This is a genomic window from Marinicrinis sediminis, assembly GCF_042685085.1.
GTDB lineage: Bacteria > Bacillota > Bacilli > Paenibacillales > KCTC-33676 > Marinicrinis > Marinicrinis sediminis.
The window spans coordinates 301,493-315,543 of record NZ_JBHUMM010000001.1; the positions used below are offsets into that span (position 1 = coordinate 301,493).

Annotated in this window: 20 protein-coding genes; 7 read left to right on the forward strand and 13 right to left on the reverse strand. The window is 49.2% G+C overall.

Annotated elements, in window-relative coordinates; all coding sequences use genetic code 11:
- Nucleotides 1-38 precede the first annotated feature (38 nt).
- Nucleotides 39-1,199: an MFS transporter gene (locus ACFSUC_RS01415; RefSeq protein WP_379927597.1), complete on the reverse strand. Its 1,161-nt coding sequence runs from the start codon at nt 1,197-1,199 to the stop codon at nt 39-41.
- A 285-nt stretch (nt 1,200-1,484) separates the two neighbouring features.
- Here ACFSUC_RS01415 and ACFSUC_RS01420 point away from each other — a divergent pair, with 285 nt between their 5' ends.
- On the forward strand, nt 1,485-2,954 hold the full coding sequence (locus tag ACFSUC_RS01420; protein ID WP_379927655.1) for an aminotransferase class I/II-fold pyridoxal phosphate-dependent enzyme: 1,470 nt from the start codon (nt 1,485-1,487) through the stop codon (nt 2,952-2,954).
- A gap of 130 nt (nt 2,955-3,084) precedes the next feature.
- Here ACFSUC_RS01420 and ACFSUC_RS01425 read toward each other — a convergent pair whose 3' ends face one another.
- Complete coding sequence (locus ACFSUC_RS01425; protein ID WP_379927598.1) at nt 3,085-3,372, reverse strand: SAV0927 family protein; 288 nt, start codon at nt 3,370-3,372, stop codon at nt 3,085-3,087.
- A 196-nt stretch (nt 3,373-3,568) separates the two neighbouring features.
- On the opposite strand from ACFSUC_RS01425, the gene ACFSUC_RS01430 reads away from it, so the two are divergent.
- Nucleotides 3,569-3,988, forward strand: a complete 420-nt coding sequence (locus ACFSUC_RS01430) for a DUF1885 family protein (protein WP_379927599.1) — start codon at nt 3,569-3,571, stop codon at nt 3,986-3,988.
- 85 nt (nt 3,989-4,073) lie between these two features.
- Here the strand turns inward: ACFSUC_RS01430 and ACFSUC_RS01435 are convergent, their stop codons facing one another.
- From ACFSUC_RS01435 to ACFSUC_RS01450, 4 genes are all read right to left on the reverse strand, one after another.
- Entirely contained in the window at nt 4,074-4,349 is a 276-nt protein-coding gene (locus ACFSUC_RS01435; protein WP_379927600.1) for a DUF1292 domain-containing protein, read from the reverse strand.
- Between the two features lie 100 nt (nt 4,350-4,449).
- Nucleotides 4,450-5,049 (reverse strand): stalk domain-containing protein, encoded by a 600-nt coding sequence (locus ACFSUC_RS01440; protein WP_379927601.1) that lies wholly within the window; start codon nt 5,047-5,049, stop codon nt 4,450-4,452.
- A 202-nt stretch (nt 5,050-5,251) separates the two neighbouring features.
- On the reverse strand, nt 5,252-6,028 hold the full coding sequence (locus ACFSUC_RS01445) for an N-acetylmuramoyl-L-alanine amidase (protein WP_379927602.1): 777 nt from the start codon (nt 6,026-6,028) through the stop codon (nt 5,252-5,254).
- Nucleotides 6,029-6,189: 161 nt separating this feature from the next.
- Nucleotides 6,190-6,597, reverse strand: coding sequence for a hypothetical protein (locus ACFSUC_RS01450; RefSeq protein ID WP_379927603.1), 408 nt, complete (start codon nt 6,595-6,597; stop codon nt 6,190-6,192).
- 237 nt (nt 6,598-6,834) lie between these two features.
- On the opposite strand from ACFSUC_RS01450, the gene ACFSUC_RS01455 reads away from it, so the two are divergent.
- Entirely contained in the window at nt 6,835-7,029 is a 195-nt protein-coding gene (locus ACFSUC_RS01455) for an aspartyl-phosphate phosphatase Spo0E family protein (RefSeq protein WP_379927604.1), read from the forward strand.
- 188 nt (nt 7,030-7,217) lie between these two features.
- The gene (locus tag ACFSUC_RS01460; protein ID WP_379927606.1) at nt 7,218-7,958 is read left to right on the forward strand and encodes an MBL fold metallo-hydrolase; all 741 of its coding nucleotides are present in this window, start codon (nt 7,218-7,220) and stop codon (nt 7,956-7,958) included.
- An 81-nt stretch (nt 7,959-8,039) separates the two neighbouring features.
- On the opposite strand, the gene ACFSUC_RS01465 is transcribed toward ACFSUC_RS01460, so the two are convergent.
- On the reverse strand, nt 8,040-8,660 hold the full coding sequence (locus ACFSUC_RS01465) for a class I SAM-dependent methyltransferase (RefSeq protein ID WP_379927607.1): 621 nt from the start codon (nt 8,658-8,660) through the stop codon (nt 8,040-8,042).
- A gap of 121 nt (nt 8,661-8,781) precedes the next feature.
- Here ACFSUC_RS01465 and ACFSUC_RS01470 point away from each other — a divergent pair, with 121 nt between their 5' ends.
- A complete protein-coding gene (locus ACFSUC_RS01470) occupies nt 8,782-9,591 on the forward strand; it encodes a MerR family transcriptional regulator (protein ID WP_379927608.1) in 810 nt (269 codons plus the stop codon).
- A 44-nt stretch (nt 9,592-9,635) separates the two neighbouring features.
- On the opposite strand, the gene ACFSUC_RS01475 is transcribed toward ACFSUC_RS01470, so the two are convergent.
- The 4 genes from ACFSUC_RS01475 to ACFSUC_RS01490 form a co-directional block, all read right to left on the reverse strand.
- On the reverse strand, nt 9,636-9,872 hold the full coding sequence (locus tag ACFSUC_RS01475; protein ID WP_379927609.1) for a DUF3892 domain-containing protein: 237 nt from the start codon (nt 9,870-9,872) through the stop codon (nt 9,636-9,638).
- Between the two features lie 85 nt (nt 9,873-9,957).
- Entirely contained in the window at nt 9,958-10,404 is a 447-nt protein-coding gene (locus tag ACFSUC_RS01480; RefSeq protein WP_379927610.1) for a GNAT family N-acetyltransferase, read from the reverse strand.
- A 32-nt stretch (nt 10,405-10,436) separates the two neighbouring features.
- Nucleotides 10,437-10,913, reverse strand: a complete 477-nt coding sequence (locus ACFSUC_RS01485; RefSeq protein WP_379927611.1) for a divergent PAP2 family protein — start codon at nt 10,911-10,913, stop codon at nt 10,437-10,439.
- A gap of 43 nt (nt 10,914-10,956) precedes the next feature.
- On the reverse strand, nt 10,957-12,084 hold the full coding sequence (locus ACFSUC_RS01490) for a conserved virulence factor C family protein (RefSeq protein WP_379927612.1): 1,128 nt from the start codon (nt 12,082-12,084) through the stop codon (nt 10,957-10,959).
- Nucleotides 12,085-12,188: 104 nt separating this feature from the next.
- Between ACFSUC_RS01490 and ACFSUC_RS01495 the strand changes: the two genes are divergently transcribed.
- Both ACFSUC_RS01495 and ytxJ read left to right on the forward strand, forming a co-directional pair.
- On the forward strand, nt 12,189-12,362 hold the full coding sequence (locus tag ACFSUC_RS01495; protein ID WP_379927613.1) for a hypothetical protein: 174 nt from the start codon (nt 12,189-12,191) through the stop codon (nt 12,360-12,362).
- A 157-nt stretch (nt 12,363-12,519) separates the two neighbouring features.
- Nucleotides 12,520-12,858 (forward strand): bacillithiol system redox-active protein YtxJ, encoded by a 339-nt coding sequence (gene ytxJ / locus ACFSUC_RS01500; RefSeq protein WP_379927614.1) that lies wholly within the window; start codon nt 12,520-12,522, stop codon nt 12,856-12,858.
- Between the two features lie 92 nt (nt 12,859-12,950).
- Here ytxJ and ACFSUC_RS01505 read toward each other — a convergent pair whose 3' ends face one another.
- Both ACFSUC_RS01505 and ACFSUC_RS01510 read right to left on the reverse strand, forming a co-directional pair.
- On the reverse strand, nt 12,951-13,337 hold the full coding sequence (locus ACFSUC_RS01505) for a hypothetical protein (protein ID WP_379927615.1): 387 nt from the start codon (nt 13,335-13,337) through the stop codon (nt 12,951-12,953).
- A gap of 87 nt (nt 13,338-13,424) precedes the next feature.
- Entirely contained in the window at nt 13,425-14,039 is a 615-nt protein-coding gene (locus tag ACFSUC_RS01510; protein ID WP_379927616.1) for a hypothetical protein, read from the reverse strand.
- Nucleotides 14,040-14,051 lie beyond the last annotated feature (12 nt).

Below are 14,051 nucleotides of genomic sequence, written 5' to 3' on the forward strand. Positions count from 1 at the left end.
TCGCAGCCTAACTGCTTCCTCCGTGTTTTTATTCTGCTCTATACCGGTTCGGTCAACTCTTTGCGGTCCTGCTTCAAATATCCGTACAGGAAGCTGAGAGCAAACAGGCAGATAATGCCGCCCCAGATGAAAGGCAGCTCGATATTGATTTCAAACAATCCGGTTGCCAACAAAGGCCCCGTAATCCGGCCCAAGCTATCCATTGAGGAGCTGAAGCCTGTGGCCACGCCCTGGTTGACCGGTGTTTTTTGCGTAATGAGCGAGGTAATGCACGGTCTGAGCAACGCGTTCCCTGCACTGAATACACAGAGGAAGATTGTGGCGGTTACATAGTTGGTGGAGAAGAGAATCAAGAAGAATCCAACAGCTGAGAGCAAAATCCCGGCCAAGATAAACGAGGTTTCCTGTCCCTTCTTCGCATATCTGCGAATAACACCGCCCTGAATAAAGGCGCCCACAACGCCGCTGATCGCCAGCATCCCGCCGGCGCCAAAAGGCGTGATCCCGATCTTGCTCATTTGGAAAAACTGGAACGTACTCTCCAATCCTGCCAGCGTGAAAGCCACCAGAAAACCCATGATGTACAAATACTTCATCCGACCGGCAAAGGCCTGTTTAAAGGAGCCTTTCTTCTTGTGCCGCGCTGCTCGTTCCTCGGAGGTGAGCGACTCGGTCACATACTTGGCCACGAAACCGAAGATGACCAGCGAGAGCACAGAGGATACATAAAACGGAACGGCATAGCCGAACTGGCTCAAGGCGCCCCCGATAAAGGGCCCGAAAATAAAGCCAAGGCCGATAGACATGCCGACCAGTCCCATCCCCTTCGTCCGATTTTCATCGGTCGTAATATCTGCCACATAAGCTACCGCAGAGCTAGTCACTGCGCCCGAGAACAGGCCACCCAAAATTCTCGACACATACATCCAGGTCAATGATTCAATCCCGATCCCGAAGATCAGGAAACTAATGCTGAAGCCAATCGTTCCGATCATGATAATCGGCTTTCGGCCTACCCGATCAGAGATGCGACCCCATATCGGGGACATCAGGAACGAAGCGGCCGAGTATAAGGCCAGCAGCAGTCCGAGATGAAACTCCTGCCCTTCCAGGACTTCAGGTACGACCGGTATAATGATGGCAAATCCCAAAAACACGGTGATGAGTAGAACCATAATGGTTCCAAGCTGCTTTTTCATACGAACGGTTGCCTCCTATTTGATGCCTCAAGCTATTCTCTCTATCTCAGTTGCATGCCTTGCAGCAACCTGTCAGGCGAGGGTGATTCGCTGGATCTATGATGCCGTAAAGTTAAACTCACGCTCTATCTTACCTTTTTTTTCTGGCGGAATACAACTTTTCAACAAAACTTTCACGTATGTGTCAACAGGATCATAGACAAGCTAAAATTTAATGGCAATCGATGCTTATTTTTGTTATACTCTGCTTGTTTAATTTTTAGCGAAGGGAACGATGTGCACACCATGGATCAGAGCCGCACACCTTTATTTACAGCCCTCAAGGCACATGCAGGGCGCAATCCGCTTCAGTTTCATATTCCAGGACATAAGAAAGGGGTCGGCATGGAGAATGAGTTCCGGGAATTTATCGGTGATCCTGCGCTCTCCATCGACCTTATCAATATAGCACCTCTGGATGATCTTCACCAGCCGCACGGCATTATTCAGGAAGCCCAGGAACTGGCTGCTGCCGCTTTTGGCGCAGACCATACCTTCTTCTCCGTCCAGGGCACCAGCGGCGCGATCATGACGATGATCATGTCTGTATGCAAGGAAGGTGACAAAATCATCATTCCGCGCAATGTACACAAATCGGTCTTGTCCGCCATTATTTTTGCTGGAGCAAAACCCGTGTTCATCTCCCCACAAATGGATGAAAAGCTGGGGATTGCACACGGTATTACGCTTCGGGCCGTACGCAAGGCTCTGGAGCTGCACCCGGACGCCAAAGCCGTGCTCGTGATCAATCCGACTTATTTTGGTATCTGCACGCACTTGAAAGCCATTGTCGATCTGGTGCACAGCTACGACATGCCCGTGCTCGTGGACGAGGCTCATGGCGTACACATTCACTTTCATGAGGAACTTCCGCTGTCCGCCATGCAGGCAGGCGCAGACATGGCTGCAACCAGTGTACATAAACTGGGCGGCTCGTTAACACAAAGCTCGGTACTCAATATGAAGGAAGGGCGTGTCAATCCGAAACGGGTACAGGCGATCATCAGCATGCTGACGACGACCTCTACCTCTTATCTGCTGCTCGGCTCTCTGGACACGGCTCGCAAGCAGTTGGCCCTTCAGGGGCGTGAACTGGCCCAGCGCTCTCTGGAGCTCTCTGCCTATGCACGCCAGCAAATGAACGAAATCGATGGACTGTACTGCTTCGGTGAGGAAATCTTGGGGGAAGAAGCCACCTATGACTTTGACCCGACCAAGCTGACGGTTCATGTAAGGCAGCTCGGTATAACGGGTTATGAAGTCGAGAATCAGCTTCGTGAAACTTACAACATCGAAGTGGAAATGAGCGATCTGTACAATATCCTTTGTATCGTCACGCCTGGCGATACGCAGGAGACGATTGATACCCTGATTCAGGCGATGCAGGAAATCGCCAGCAAGCATTTCATTCTGAAGGAAGCTAATCAGGTTCGGGTCAAAACCCCGGAGATTCCACATCTGTCGCTGTCACCACGGGACGCTTTCTATGCCGATACAGAGATCATCCCGCTCAAGGCAGCAGCGGGACGGATTATTGCCGAATTTATTATGGTTTATCCGCCAGGCATTCCGATTCTGTTGCCGGGTGAAGTCATCTCGCAGGAAAATATCGATTATATCATCGAGCATCTGGAAGTTGGTCTTCCTGTCCAAGGTCCTGAAGACAAAAACATTGAAATGGTCAAGGTCATTGTAGAGACGTCCGCGATTTTTTAATCCCGGGCATGACAAAGCCCCTTGCTATTCGGCCACAGCGGTTGTGGTCGTTCAGCCAAGGGGCTTTGATGTGTCTATGTGCCCATGCAACATCATCATCATCGCATATGCTATATTCGCAATCATTTACTCAGGCATATTGCTCTCTGCTTGACATCAATGGCAGCTTTTCATGGAGCAGCATGCAAATTTCGGCTGCCTCTGCCGGCTTGAGACGAAACGTACGGGCAATCAGGTCTTCTTGCAAATCCTCCTGACTAAGCGGCAGTGATTTTCCTGTTTGCAGGCAGATCACAATCGGTTTGTCGAAGAAATTGCGTGTGTAGACAATAGCCAGATCATATCGTGCATTCTCTGATGCAGCGCCAATAAAATCGACCTGCGTTCTCTCTGAAACGTGATACAAGGTTTCAAACATCTCAGTTCCTCCTTTATCCCAAATTTTCAGAAAATTTATACAAATCTAGCTATAATATAGCATATGCTATGATGTTATAGCTATTCGGAGCCTCACAGTTTTTTATGGCGAAATATCGAACGAGAGCGTGCGGATTCGTTGTCATCGGCATAGAAGCATGCTATCATGAACGTATGAAACGAAGGTGGTGAACGTCTTGAGTCAGAGTGCATTTATTCGCTTTGTAAAAGGGTCTGGGGTTTCTTCTCTATCACTTGATGAATTGAAGGAACAGCTCTATCAATATCAGGAGCAGACGACGCGAACCGGCAAGCAACTTGGATGGACGTATGAGGAAGCTGCTTTTCCGTACACGATTGAAACAAAGACGGAAGGGGAGAACCGCTGGTTCTATTTAAAAGGGAAGAATGAGAAGTACCGGTATATGGTTCTTGGTACGGATACAGAAGAACGGGATGAAGAACCCCTTCATTACGTTCAGGTCGTCCTGCCAGAAGGAGCCACGCATGGGGATAAGGCGAAGGCCAATGAACTGTGCAAATACATAGCCAAAAAACTGCAGGCCGAGCTGCAGCTTTTCAACGGACGTACGATGTATTTTAATCCACGCAAATAGCGCGATAGTGCTACTTTTTCTCCAAAATAGACAAGTCGCCGTGCCCATCCGCTATGGAGGTAACGACGACTTGTTTTTTTATCACTTACACTTCGTCCTGATCATCGACCAGTTGGTTGTAAGCTGCTTCGACTTTTGCCCATTCAGCATCGTCCGAGATATCTTCCAGATACGTATCTCCGTCTTTTTCCGTCAGCTTCAAAATGACCGCATCCGCATCCATGTCGTGCTTTTCCAGCAGGACAGCGTAAGGCAAACCATCTACCTCAAATGAATCTACGATTAGCATTTCGACTTCATTTCCCTCTTCGTCGGGAATCATGACAGAGAACTGTTCTTCATTCTCATGATTTTCGCTCATTGATTTAAATCCTCATTTCTGTATTGGAATGGTTCAGTCCACCTCATGGTAGCAAATGCAGCGCAGAGAATCAAACGCTTGCCCCATTCCCTTCAAGGGATCAAGGAGCCAAGGACCGGATCACTCGCTCTGACACCAGGGAGTACGAACTGTTTCCATCCTGCTTCATGTACAGCTTCACGGTATATTTGCCGATATGCTTGAAGTCTACCTGAATGGACGGCGTGGTGACATAAAAGTTTTCCTTGGGATTTTGAATATCATGCTCATAGGTGTAAATGTTTTTGCCGTAAATATCCTCCACGACCGTTTTGATCGCATTGACGCGGGTGTACAGGCTGTCCACCTGTGTAAAGATGACAAATTCATGCTTGCCCTTCTCGACATCCCCGAACGGCACCAGATTTTTGTTGTCCTTCACATATAAAAGAGAGATATGTACATTCGGTTTGTTGATTTTGACGGTCTGATTCTGTGCATCCCAAACGACAATTCCCTGAAGCGTATTCGTAATTTCTCTCAGAGGCAAATAGGTTTTCCCATCTTCTGTCAAATATCCTTTGGAATCCAGTCCACTGCCATTGACGGACACCTTTACTTCTTTTGCCTTGAACCATTCATACACATCGCTGGCGTATACAGAAGTCGTGGTCGTCACGGCCAGCAGGCAGACCACCGTTATCATTTTGCGTAACTTCATTCTCGCACCCTCCAAATCTTTACCTGTACATGTATACTCCCTCCCGCTTCTGAAGTTGCGGTCTCCCACAAAAAAATCCGAGATGGCTATCCCGGATTATCGACCCGCGAGTCCCTTCTCCTCTGCTTATCCTGCTGACCTCAGACTGCCTCTTCTGTGCCTGCTATATGGACCAGATGCATCCCTCACGATGCGGGATGCGCTAGATCAATCCCTTGCGATGCAGGATCGTCAATACACGGTAAAAATCATAGGAGCTCTGCTCCGGATTTAATACCAGCCCTTGCTTCACCGCTGCATCGACGGCTTCACTCGCCCATTCCGGCACCTGGGGCAAGGCATGCAGACGCTCCAGCGCGCGCACCTGTCCAGACAGCTCTTCATGCCATTTCTCAAGCTCCGCCATTCGCTCTCTGATGTCCTCCATTAGCTGCTCCTCCTTCACACGGTCTACCTGACCCAACGCCGCATACAGTCGCTCCCACGGAAACTGAGGTCCCGGGCAATAGGGCTTGCCGGACGGATTCACCTGGTCATGTCCAATGACGTGATACGTATCGAGCGGAAACGATCGCTGCCATTGATCGAATATACGATCCTGGATATACCGGTGCAGCCAGACCGAAGCCTCGAATTGAGCCTCTGTCAGGTTGCCCACCTTTCCCTCATGCTCGATCGAGACCGCGTACAGATTGGGATTAACCCCCATCTTCTGCACAACTTGCGCCGTGGCTCGCGGAATCTGTTTGTCCGGGATTCCCTGTGTCCAGGCCATTCGTTCAATGTCTACGTACTGATGAATCGCTCCCTGTCTGGAAACGCCAAAATGCGCCGATGACACCCGATTCTCGGGACTCGTAAACCAGGCATCCATGCTGGACATGGAACCGACAGAAATGTGATTGACGATAACAAAGGGCACGTACCCTTGTCTGCTGCTGAAATTCGTATATTTGTTTCCCTTCCATTGAATGTCCATTGCCGTCACCTCCTGCCTTCACGATGACCAGTATATGCGAGGGCTGTTCATTCGGTGAAAGGGCACCCTTCAGAAGCACGGAACATGAAGAGCAATGTGAAACATTACGAAGAATTGAGAAGCATGCAGAAGAATTAAAAATCATTGAGATGTTACAGGATTCAGGAAGTAGAGCGGGCAGTATTGTTGGATGTTGTAGAATGCTGCGATTCCCCGGGAAATCCGGCTGTCTGGGTGGATAGCAGTGACCGGAGCCGTTCCTCGCATTTTCCCTTCAGAACCGTTGGCATCATATAGCAATGATGCTCATACCCGCGATGCACATACATGACATGGATCATGCGGTTGTCCATCACTTCCTCCAGCACGATTTTGCAGCCAGCCGCCCTCAGGTTTTTCTTCACCTGAATGTGCTGCTGCTCCACCTTATGGATCAGGCCATCCATCCAGAAGTTCCATACTTTGCCCAGCTTAAAGGTCTGTACGTCTGTGCGATCACGCTCCATGGCTTTCATCAAATAACGAGTTACCATGTAATCATGGATATTCCAGTCGGGATATGCATTCATATTGTGTCATGCTCCCATCTCATTGAACGATGTATCTTAGCCATTATTATATACGAACATTTGTTCGTTTGTCTAGTAGTATACAAGACACCCTAAAGTTTTAGATTATATTATAGCTTTTTACAGATTTCAACAACAATTCAAGTGCTTCGATTTTCTCCTTCTGTCACCACAAGTATTGTATGATAAATATAATGTCCCCGTTTATTCATGAATCATTTACAAAGGAAGAGCGCTATGACCAAACAGATTGGCCTGCAAAAGCGAATCAAGTGCTTGAAACTGCAACTCGAGGACACCGCACAAAAACATGCCTATGATTTCATGCATCCCGAGGTACTCTCCATCAGTCAGGAGCTTGATGGCCTCATTATTCAAGCGATGCGCGAGAAAAATGTTGAGTCCTCTACCTCCTCCAATTCCTATGTTTAATCCCCTTGCGATTTCTTGATCGGATTATAAACCGGTTTATTTCCTCTTCGTGCATAATCCTGTCTGTTTTCACACACCCTGTGAGATGGAAAAGTCTAACAAACAGAAGGAAACCAGCCTTTTATATAGAATGAGATAAAGAAGAACCAAGCCTATACCCCTTTTCGAATCAGAAGGAGGATGTCATCGTGTTGCTTCAACTTACGATGCTGGGAACCGGCAGTGCTTTTTCCAAGTCATTTGGCAATAACAACGCACTCCTGGAACTGCCTGACCAGCAAAAACTGCTCATCGACTGTGGACATACGGCCATGATGGCACTGCACCAGTTGCAACAGCCACTTGAACAATTAGAGGGCGTCATTGTCACCCATCTGCATGCAGATCATGTAGGCGGTCTGGAGGAACTGGCCTTCCGGCGCAAGTTCAGTTCGTCGGCTAAACCCACCTTGTATATCGCCGACACCTTGGTCACCCCACTTTGGGAGCATTGTCTGCGTGCCGGCCTCGAGGATCAGCAGCACCGCAGCCTGGCAGATTTCTTTGAAGTCCAGCCGCTAGTGCCTGGCACCCCGTTTTCACTAACTGATGGACTCGATCTCACCCTGGTGCACACCGACCACATTCCCGGCAAGGACAGTTATTCGCTCTTATGGAATCAGAAACTGTTTTACAGTGCCGATATGACGTTTGCCCCCGATTTGCTTCAGCAACTGCATCAGGAGGGTACCGAATATATTCTTCATGAGTGTCAGCTGACTGGTCAAGGAGCTGTCCACACGACGCTGGATGAACTGTTGTCCTTGCCCGCCTCTATCCAGAGCTGCATCCAGCTTATGCATTACGGAGATGAACAGCCTGACTTCATAGGCAAAACCGGCAGCATGACCTTCCTGGAACGCGGCCAGACCTACCGGTATGAAATTTAGATAAGAGAAGAATATGAGAAAATCATATAAGGAATAGATGATCAGGGATCGTTGATCAGGGATCGTACAAAAAAAGAAGGTTCAGAAACCTTCTTTTTTTACAATCACTTTTGTGATGCTTCCTTCAAAATAACGTTGATCATGATCAACAGGAATGCACTTTCTAGTATCCGACGCTTCCAGCACGACCATATTCTCATGCATTTGCATTTCAGACGCAATCTGTGAAGCATGGGGGAATTCCTCTGGGTCTGCCCACTCCGGCAACGTATCCCGGTCCTTCCAGAACCCCAGGTACATCCATACGCCGCCAGCCGCTAAGCGGGGCATCCAGGTATGAAAGAGCGCCTTTCGATCCGCTGGCGAGAAATGAATATACGACAGGAGGATGAAGTCAAATGAAGCACGCAGGTCAAGCTTTCTCATATCTCCTGCAAAAGTCTGTATGCTAAGCTTTCTTCGTTCAGACTCCCGTTCAATGACTTCGATCGCAGACGAAGCCATCTCTACACTGGTGACCTGCCAGCCGTTCTCCGCCAGCCATATGCTATTCCCTCCTTCTCCTGCTCCAAGATCAATGGCCTTCCCTGTTTTCTCGCTATGGGGCCTTTGTTGTGCCCACTGCACCACCGCTTCATCCGGTTCTGTCCATGGATTCGCGTGCTGTCGGTAATAGTGCTCCCAGTATTCATGGTGATTCAATGTAACCAGCTCCTTTTGTCAGTAAGTAATGGGATGGTTGTGCTAAGATGAATGATAAAGGGTAGACCAAGTCCACAGTCAACTGGCAAATTGGATGACAAAAAATGAATGGAGTCACACCATGACCAAAAAGAAAACGTACCGAATGGGACAATTGAGTGAATGGATCGGCATTAGCAAGGACACGATCAGACACTGGGAGAAGAAAGGCTTGCTAAAAGCGGAACGGAGTGCCAATCAATACCATGTCTTCTCAGACGAAGATTATTACGAGCTCTATCGCATTAACCTGATGCGAAGCCTCGGATTCAGTCTGGACGAAATCAGGGAATGGCTTCATACGCACGATGCAAAGAGCAGAAAAGCCTCGTTCCAGTCCCGCATTCAACTCCTCGAAGCGGAGATTCAAACGAAAACACATCAAAGAAACAAGCTCTTAAAGGCATGTGAAATGGAGAAAATCACCCCTTTTCAATATAAAATGGTACAAAAGACGTTCAAACTGAAAGCTCTCGAAGCGAAACCGAGATCCCAATACACGATTCTGGACACGGAACAGGAACAGCTTGTGTACCTGTCCTCTTTTGATGGTGAATCAGACGAATCAGCGGAAAATGAAAAGGAAACCACCTATTTCGAAGTCGAGCAGGATGAAGATTTCATCTACCCTGTTCGAACGTTCATTCACTTCCATTGTCCAAAAGCTGCCTTCACTTTCACGAACATCGAAGAAAGGGACAGTGAGGTACTGGACGATGCCAAATGGCCATATACGGTTCAGACGTTTGCCAGTCAGCACCGTCTTACCCTCACAGGAGAGATGATTGAGGTCCATGATCTGAAACAGCTTTTATTTGATGACCACACTGATGTCGAACTGTTTGTGGCGGTACACGAAAATAAGCCATGTCCCGCTTCTCCCTCAACGTGAGGAAAAAGCGAGACATGGCCTGAAAACTCGTTATTCAAATTTCGTTATTCAAATCCAGGAAGCTGATCGAGGTTATTGCTAGGGTCGCCGTCAGCATCACCGCGGATATATCTCTCTCCGTCCTTGCCTTTGAAGACATTCACCCCTGCGATCATACCGGACTGGACTTCCTGCAGAGCCTCTTCATAATTCAACATGCGTCCTGTCGAGGTCTTGAAGGCGGTCAGGTCGCCATCGCTGTTTTTTTGCACGGCTATAAATTGCTCTCTTTGATCGTGCATATCGATTTGCCTCCATTCTTCACGGGATACCGCATAGATTGCCCGTGAAGCAGGCAGCTTATTCAGCAGACACCGCTCAGAACCCTCAGAACCGTTTGACCATTTGAATATGTGGAATGCCCGCATCCATAAATATATCTTCCGATACGGGTGCATAACCAGCCTTCTCATAAAAGGGACGGGCTCTGACCTGTCCATCCAGAATCATGCCATCGTATCCATCCTGTTGTGCATATTGCTCCATTTTCTCCAGCATCTTGCGACCCAGGCCTGTGCCCCGGTATTCCTTAAGCACAGCAAATCGCTGCAACTTGGCCAGCTTCGGCTCATCGGGATAGGGCCGGTATCGGGCTGCCCCCACAGCCTGGCTGTCCAGCTTCATCAGCACATGCTGGCAGACGGTCACAGAGGCATCCCAATCGTCAATTTCCAGCTCGGCTGGTACCTGCTGTTCTTCGACAAATACCTTTTGGCGGATGCGCAAGCAGGCATCCAGTTCTTCCTGTGTTTGTACCCTGATGACTTGTTCCATGGATGAATTCACTCACTCTCACTCGTTGTCGCCTATTTGCATCTTGCCACCAACCGATGTGAAGCATAACACAGTCCGCCTACGAGCGTGCCGTATAGGGCACCAACGGCTACCTCCTGTGGCATATGCCCCAGCATCTCCTTCAATTGCTGCTCACGCTGATCATGATACTCCCGATAATGATCGATAGCCAGCTTTTCCACCATTTTCTCCAATTGATTGACTTCCATGGCGATCTCGCCCGCATGTCTGCGAATGCCCATGGCATCATACATGACAATCAGGCCGAAGACAGTGGCCAGCGCGAAATCTACACTCTGAATTCCTTTTTTCAATCCCACATACGTAGCCAGAGCCGTAACCCCTGCGGAATGAGAGCTCGGCATGCCCCCTGATGATATCGCCGCAGCAGGATTCCAATGCCCGGTCTGCCACTTCTCAAACGGTATTTTCAATAATTGTGCACTGCCAATCGCCGTCATGGCTGCACGCAAAGCTCCACTCAGCATCGTTGCATCACCTCAGTAGTAGCTTCTAATGAAATCCCGTTCCTTATTCCTCATTCCGCAGACGTGTCATCTGCTGCCAAACCGTCCCAGCCGCTTTCTCTCCGCCTTCCATTCGCTCGATCGCCATCCGAACCTGCAAGCTGACCTCGAATTCGGGATCATCCTCAGCCTCGCGCAATGCAGGGAGCGCATGGTCTTCCCCTACTTCATACAGGAAGCGGGCCGCACGCCAGCGCACCAGCTTGTTCTTGTCCTTCAACGCTTCGCACATGGCGGCAGTTGCGGCAGGATCACCCAGATCAGAGAGGGTATCGCCTGCTGTCCGGCGAACGGATGCGGAGGCATCGCGAAGAGCGTCAATCAGCAGCTCCAGCAGGCCTTCGTACTCCTTGATTTCTCCCAGATACACGACCGCCAGTCTCCGTATGGACACATTGTCATCGTGCAGCGCCTTCTTGATGACCGGCATCATCTCAGGCACAGGCTCCATCTGTTCGAAGGCCGCATAACGCCGTCTCCAATCCGGATCGTCCATAATCGGTAGGAGCTCTTCCACACTCCAGTCCTGCAGGACAATCTCGATCTCTTCCCCTGGCTGAACCTTCTTCGCCTGTTCTTCCAGCGCATGCAGTCGGGCCTCATCATACGATGCTTCAATCTCTGCCTGAACGTCCGCTGCAATCTCTGCCGGCTCGCCGTAGCGCACACCCCAGTCTTCCAGCTTGCGTTCCTTGATCAGGTTTGGTGAAGACATGCCCGCACGCATGGAAGCTTCTACGAAACGCGGTGAGAGCGTTTCTCTTACTTCTGACAGTTCTGTCTTGACTCGAATTTGCATCGGAATTTTACGAAAAACCTGCACATAGACCTTTACTTCACCGAAGTGATCATCTGCCGAGGCCGAGTGGCTATCCGTATCGTGCTCACCAAATACAGCACGAATCTGATTCAGGATCGCTTTCCAGTCCCGGTTTGGCTTGCGATCCACCGCAATAAAATCAGCGGTTTGAAACACGCTCTTCACATCGGGAATGGCTAAAATACGCTGCATGTATGCCGGAGCCTTGTCCGCATATTCCGGCGTATACGTACGTGCCCGATCCACGGTTGTATCCATATTTAATTTCATTGTATTTGGACTTGGTGTCGGTTCAATTGAGACGATTTTCAACGTGATTCCTCCCCGCTAACTAAGGTTTCATCTGAAAGTATAACACAGATGCATAACCCGCAAGCAAATCGAAGAATCTAAGCAGAAGGAAGAAGGAGGGGAAGATGATGAACCAGGATGCCTATCCATTCGCCAGGCTGAATCAGCGCCCGGAAATCGTAGAACAGATCAAGCAGCTCGAACAGCAGCTTCATCAGGAACTGGGAGAGGAAATTACCTTGATTGCTTTTACCAAGAAAACGGATGAGCCGGATTATGAGATCCCTTCTCCCAGCTAGATCAGGATCAAAAGGTCATCATCCCCGTTCTCCGGTCTGATGGCTGATCGTCTTTTTGGTTTTCCCATTTCAATATGATACACTGAACAGGATGACATAAACAGGCACACACAGCGAAACAAGGGTGTGCGCTTTATCGCGTGGGAGGGATTGCTATATGGCAAATTGGAGAGAAATTACAACGGTTGATCAATGGAAAGATGTGCTGGATAGCTCCGCACAAAAGCCTGTCCTGCTGTTCAAGCACAGCACGACCTGTCCGGTTAGTGCCAACGGTCTTCGTGAATATGAGGACTATCTGTCCAAAGACAATGAAGGGGTCGATTATGTACTTGTCAAAGTCATTGAATCTCGCCCTGTTTCCAATCAGATTGCCGAGGATATGAAGGTGAAGCATGAATCTCCGCAAGTCATGCTCATCAAGAACAAATTCCCGGAATGGAATGCCTCGCACTGGTCGATTACGAATGAGCATATTTCTGCCGTGTTGGATTAATCGATAACACCTATGATATACGTGACCCAAAAAAGCTGTGCCCGGTTGCTGAGTAGACAGCATGCAACCGATGCACAGCTTTTTGAATGGACTCAAATGAAGAAGAAAGGAGCAACAAACAGCGCGGCAATCAGACCGACCGACAAAGCAAACAGGCCAGCGCCATACCCCGGGTAATACGGGTAAGGACCATACGGATAATACCCTGCGATCTCTGCCTGTCCCTGTTTCTTCTTGCCCTTATTTTTCACTGCCGCTGATTTGCCGGCTGAGCCTGCCTTTTTTTTCTTCGAGCTGACCTTCCCGCCAGCCGCTTCCCCGTACGTCCCCACACGATCATCAAAGCGGAGCATCAATTGATCGCCTTCAAAGCCCGCTACATTGCCATAAATATGTGTACCATCATGAAGAACGGCACACACTGGCTTGCCAATGTGTGGACGAATTTTCTCTTCACAAATCGGATAAATCGGTTCCATATCCAACCCTTCCTTCCTCGCATATTCGCCTTTGGACGTTTACCCTATACGTTATGCGAATGGCTGGAGTTTGGTATGGACGAATGTCTAGTTCGTGGCAGGATCGGCAGGATCAGGATCGCCCGATTTCCTGATGACAATCCGGTCGATGTGGATGGCCTCTGGCGATTCCAGAGGCAAAGAACGGGCAGCCTGCTCCTTCGTACGCTGGAGCTCTTCGTACAGCATAGAGGCAGACAGACTTCTGATCTCCTCTTCATTCAGCTCCACCAGATAGCTCAATTCTCCGTTGGTGAGGCTGTTCAATCGATAAGACCAGGCGCCTCGTATCCGTTCCAGGCGACGTTTCATCTGCTCATTTTCCTGGATGAGTCGATCGTAGTAAACCCTGGGAACGCGAACCCACTCCTCCTCCGTATCGGCCTCTGCCGAACGGGAATCCATAACCTGCAGTTCCGCATCGTGCTTAGCCTGAAGATGGACATCGCGTTTCAACATGGTGTCCTTCTGGTTCGCCATCGCCCGTTGAAAGGACTGGCGTTGCTGCTCCTGTTCGGCTGCTTCCTTCTCTTCCCTCTGCTCTTCGGCAAACTGCTTCTCCACCCGCTGGACACGAGCAATGCGCTGGACCCGATTGGTATTAACGGGATTACCATAATTCAATCCATAGGGTCGTTGAATATACTTTTCATCGATAATCATGAAATGCTCCTC

Bases quoted from the DNA above. Each gene is read 5' to 3' on its own strand.
- ACFSUC_RS01470 (WP_379927608.1), top strand. From the start codon at position 8,782: ATGACCAAAAAGAAAACGTACCGAATGGGACAATTGAGTGAATGGATC.
- ACFSUC_RS01420 (WP_379927655.1), top strand. From the start codon at position 1,485: ATGGATCAGAGCCGCACACCTTTATTTACAGCCCTCAAGGCACATGCA.
- ACFSUC_RS01510 (WP_379927616.1), bottom strand. From the start codon at position 14,039: ATGATTATCGATGAAAAGTATATTCAACGACCCTATGGATTGAATTAT.
- ACFSUC_RS01455 (WP_379927604.1), top strand. From the start codon at position 6,835: ATGACCAAACAGATTGGCCTGCAAAAGCGAATCAAGTGCTTGAAACTG.
- ytxJ (WP_379927614.1), top strand. From the start codon at position 12,520: ATGGCAAATTGGAGAGAAATTACAACGGTTGATCAATGGAAAGATGTG.
- ACFSUC_RS01435 (WP_379927600.1), bottom strand. From the start codon at position 4,349: ATGAGCGAAAATCATGAGAATGAAGAACAGTTCTCTGTCATGATTCCC.
- ACFSUC_RS01475 (WP_379927609.1), bottom strand. From the start codon at position 9,872: ATGCACGATCAAAGAGAGCAATTTATAGCCGTGCAAAAAAACAGCGAT.
- ACFSUC_RS01440 (WP_379927601.1), bottom strand. From the start codon at position 5,049: ATGAAGTTACGCAAAATGATAACGGTGGTCTGCCTGCTGGCCGTGACG.
- ACFSUC_RS01445 (WP_379927602.1), bottom strand. From the start codon at position 6,028: ATGGACATTCAATGGAAGGGAAACAAATATACGAATTTCAGCAGCAGA.
- ACFSUC_RS01495 (WP_379927613.1), top strand. From the start codon at position 12,189: ATGATGAACCAGGATGCCTATCCATTCGCCAGGCTGAATCAGCGCCCG.
- ACFSUC_RS01450 (WP_379927603.1), bottom strand. From the start codon at position 6,597: ATGAATGCATATCCCGACTGGAATATCCATGATTACATGGTAACTCGT.
- ACFSUC_RS01425 (WP_379927598.1), bottom strand. From the start codon at position 3,372: ATGTTTGAAACCTTGTATCACGTTTCAGAGAGAACGCAGGTCGATTTT.
- ACFSUC_RS01485 (WP_379927611.1), bottom strand. From the start codon at position 10,913: ATGCTGAGTGGAGCTTTGCGTGCAGCCATGACGGCGATTGGCAGTGCA.
- ACFSUC_RS01505 (WP_379927615.1), bottom strand. From the start codon at position 13,337: ATGGAACCGATTTATCCGATTTGTGAAGAGAAAATTCGTCCACACATT.
- ACFSUC_RS01415 (WP_379927597.1), bottom strand. From the start codon at position 1,199: ATGAAAAAGCAGCTTGGAACCATTATGGTTCTACTCATCACCGTGTTT.
- ACFSUC_RS01480 (WP_379927610.1), bottom strand. From the start codon at position 10,404: ATGGAACAAGTCATCAGGGTACAAACACAGGAAGAACTGGATGCCTGC.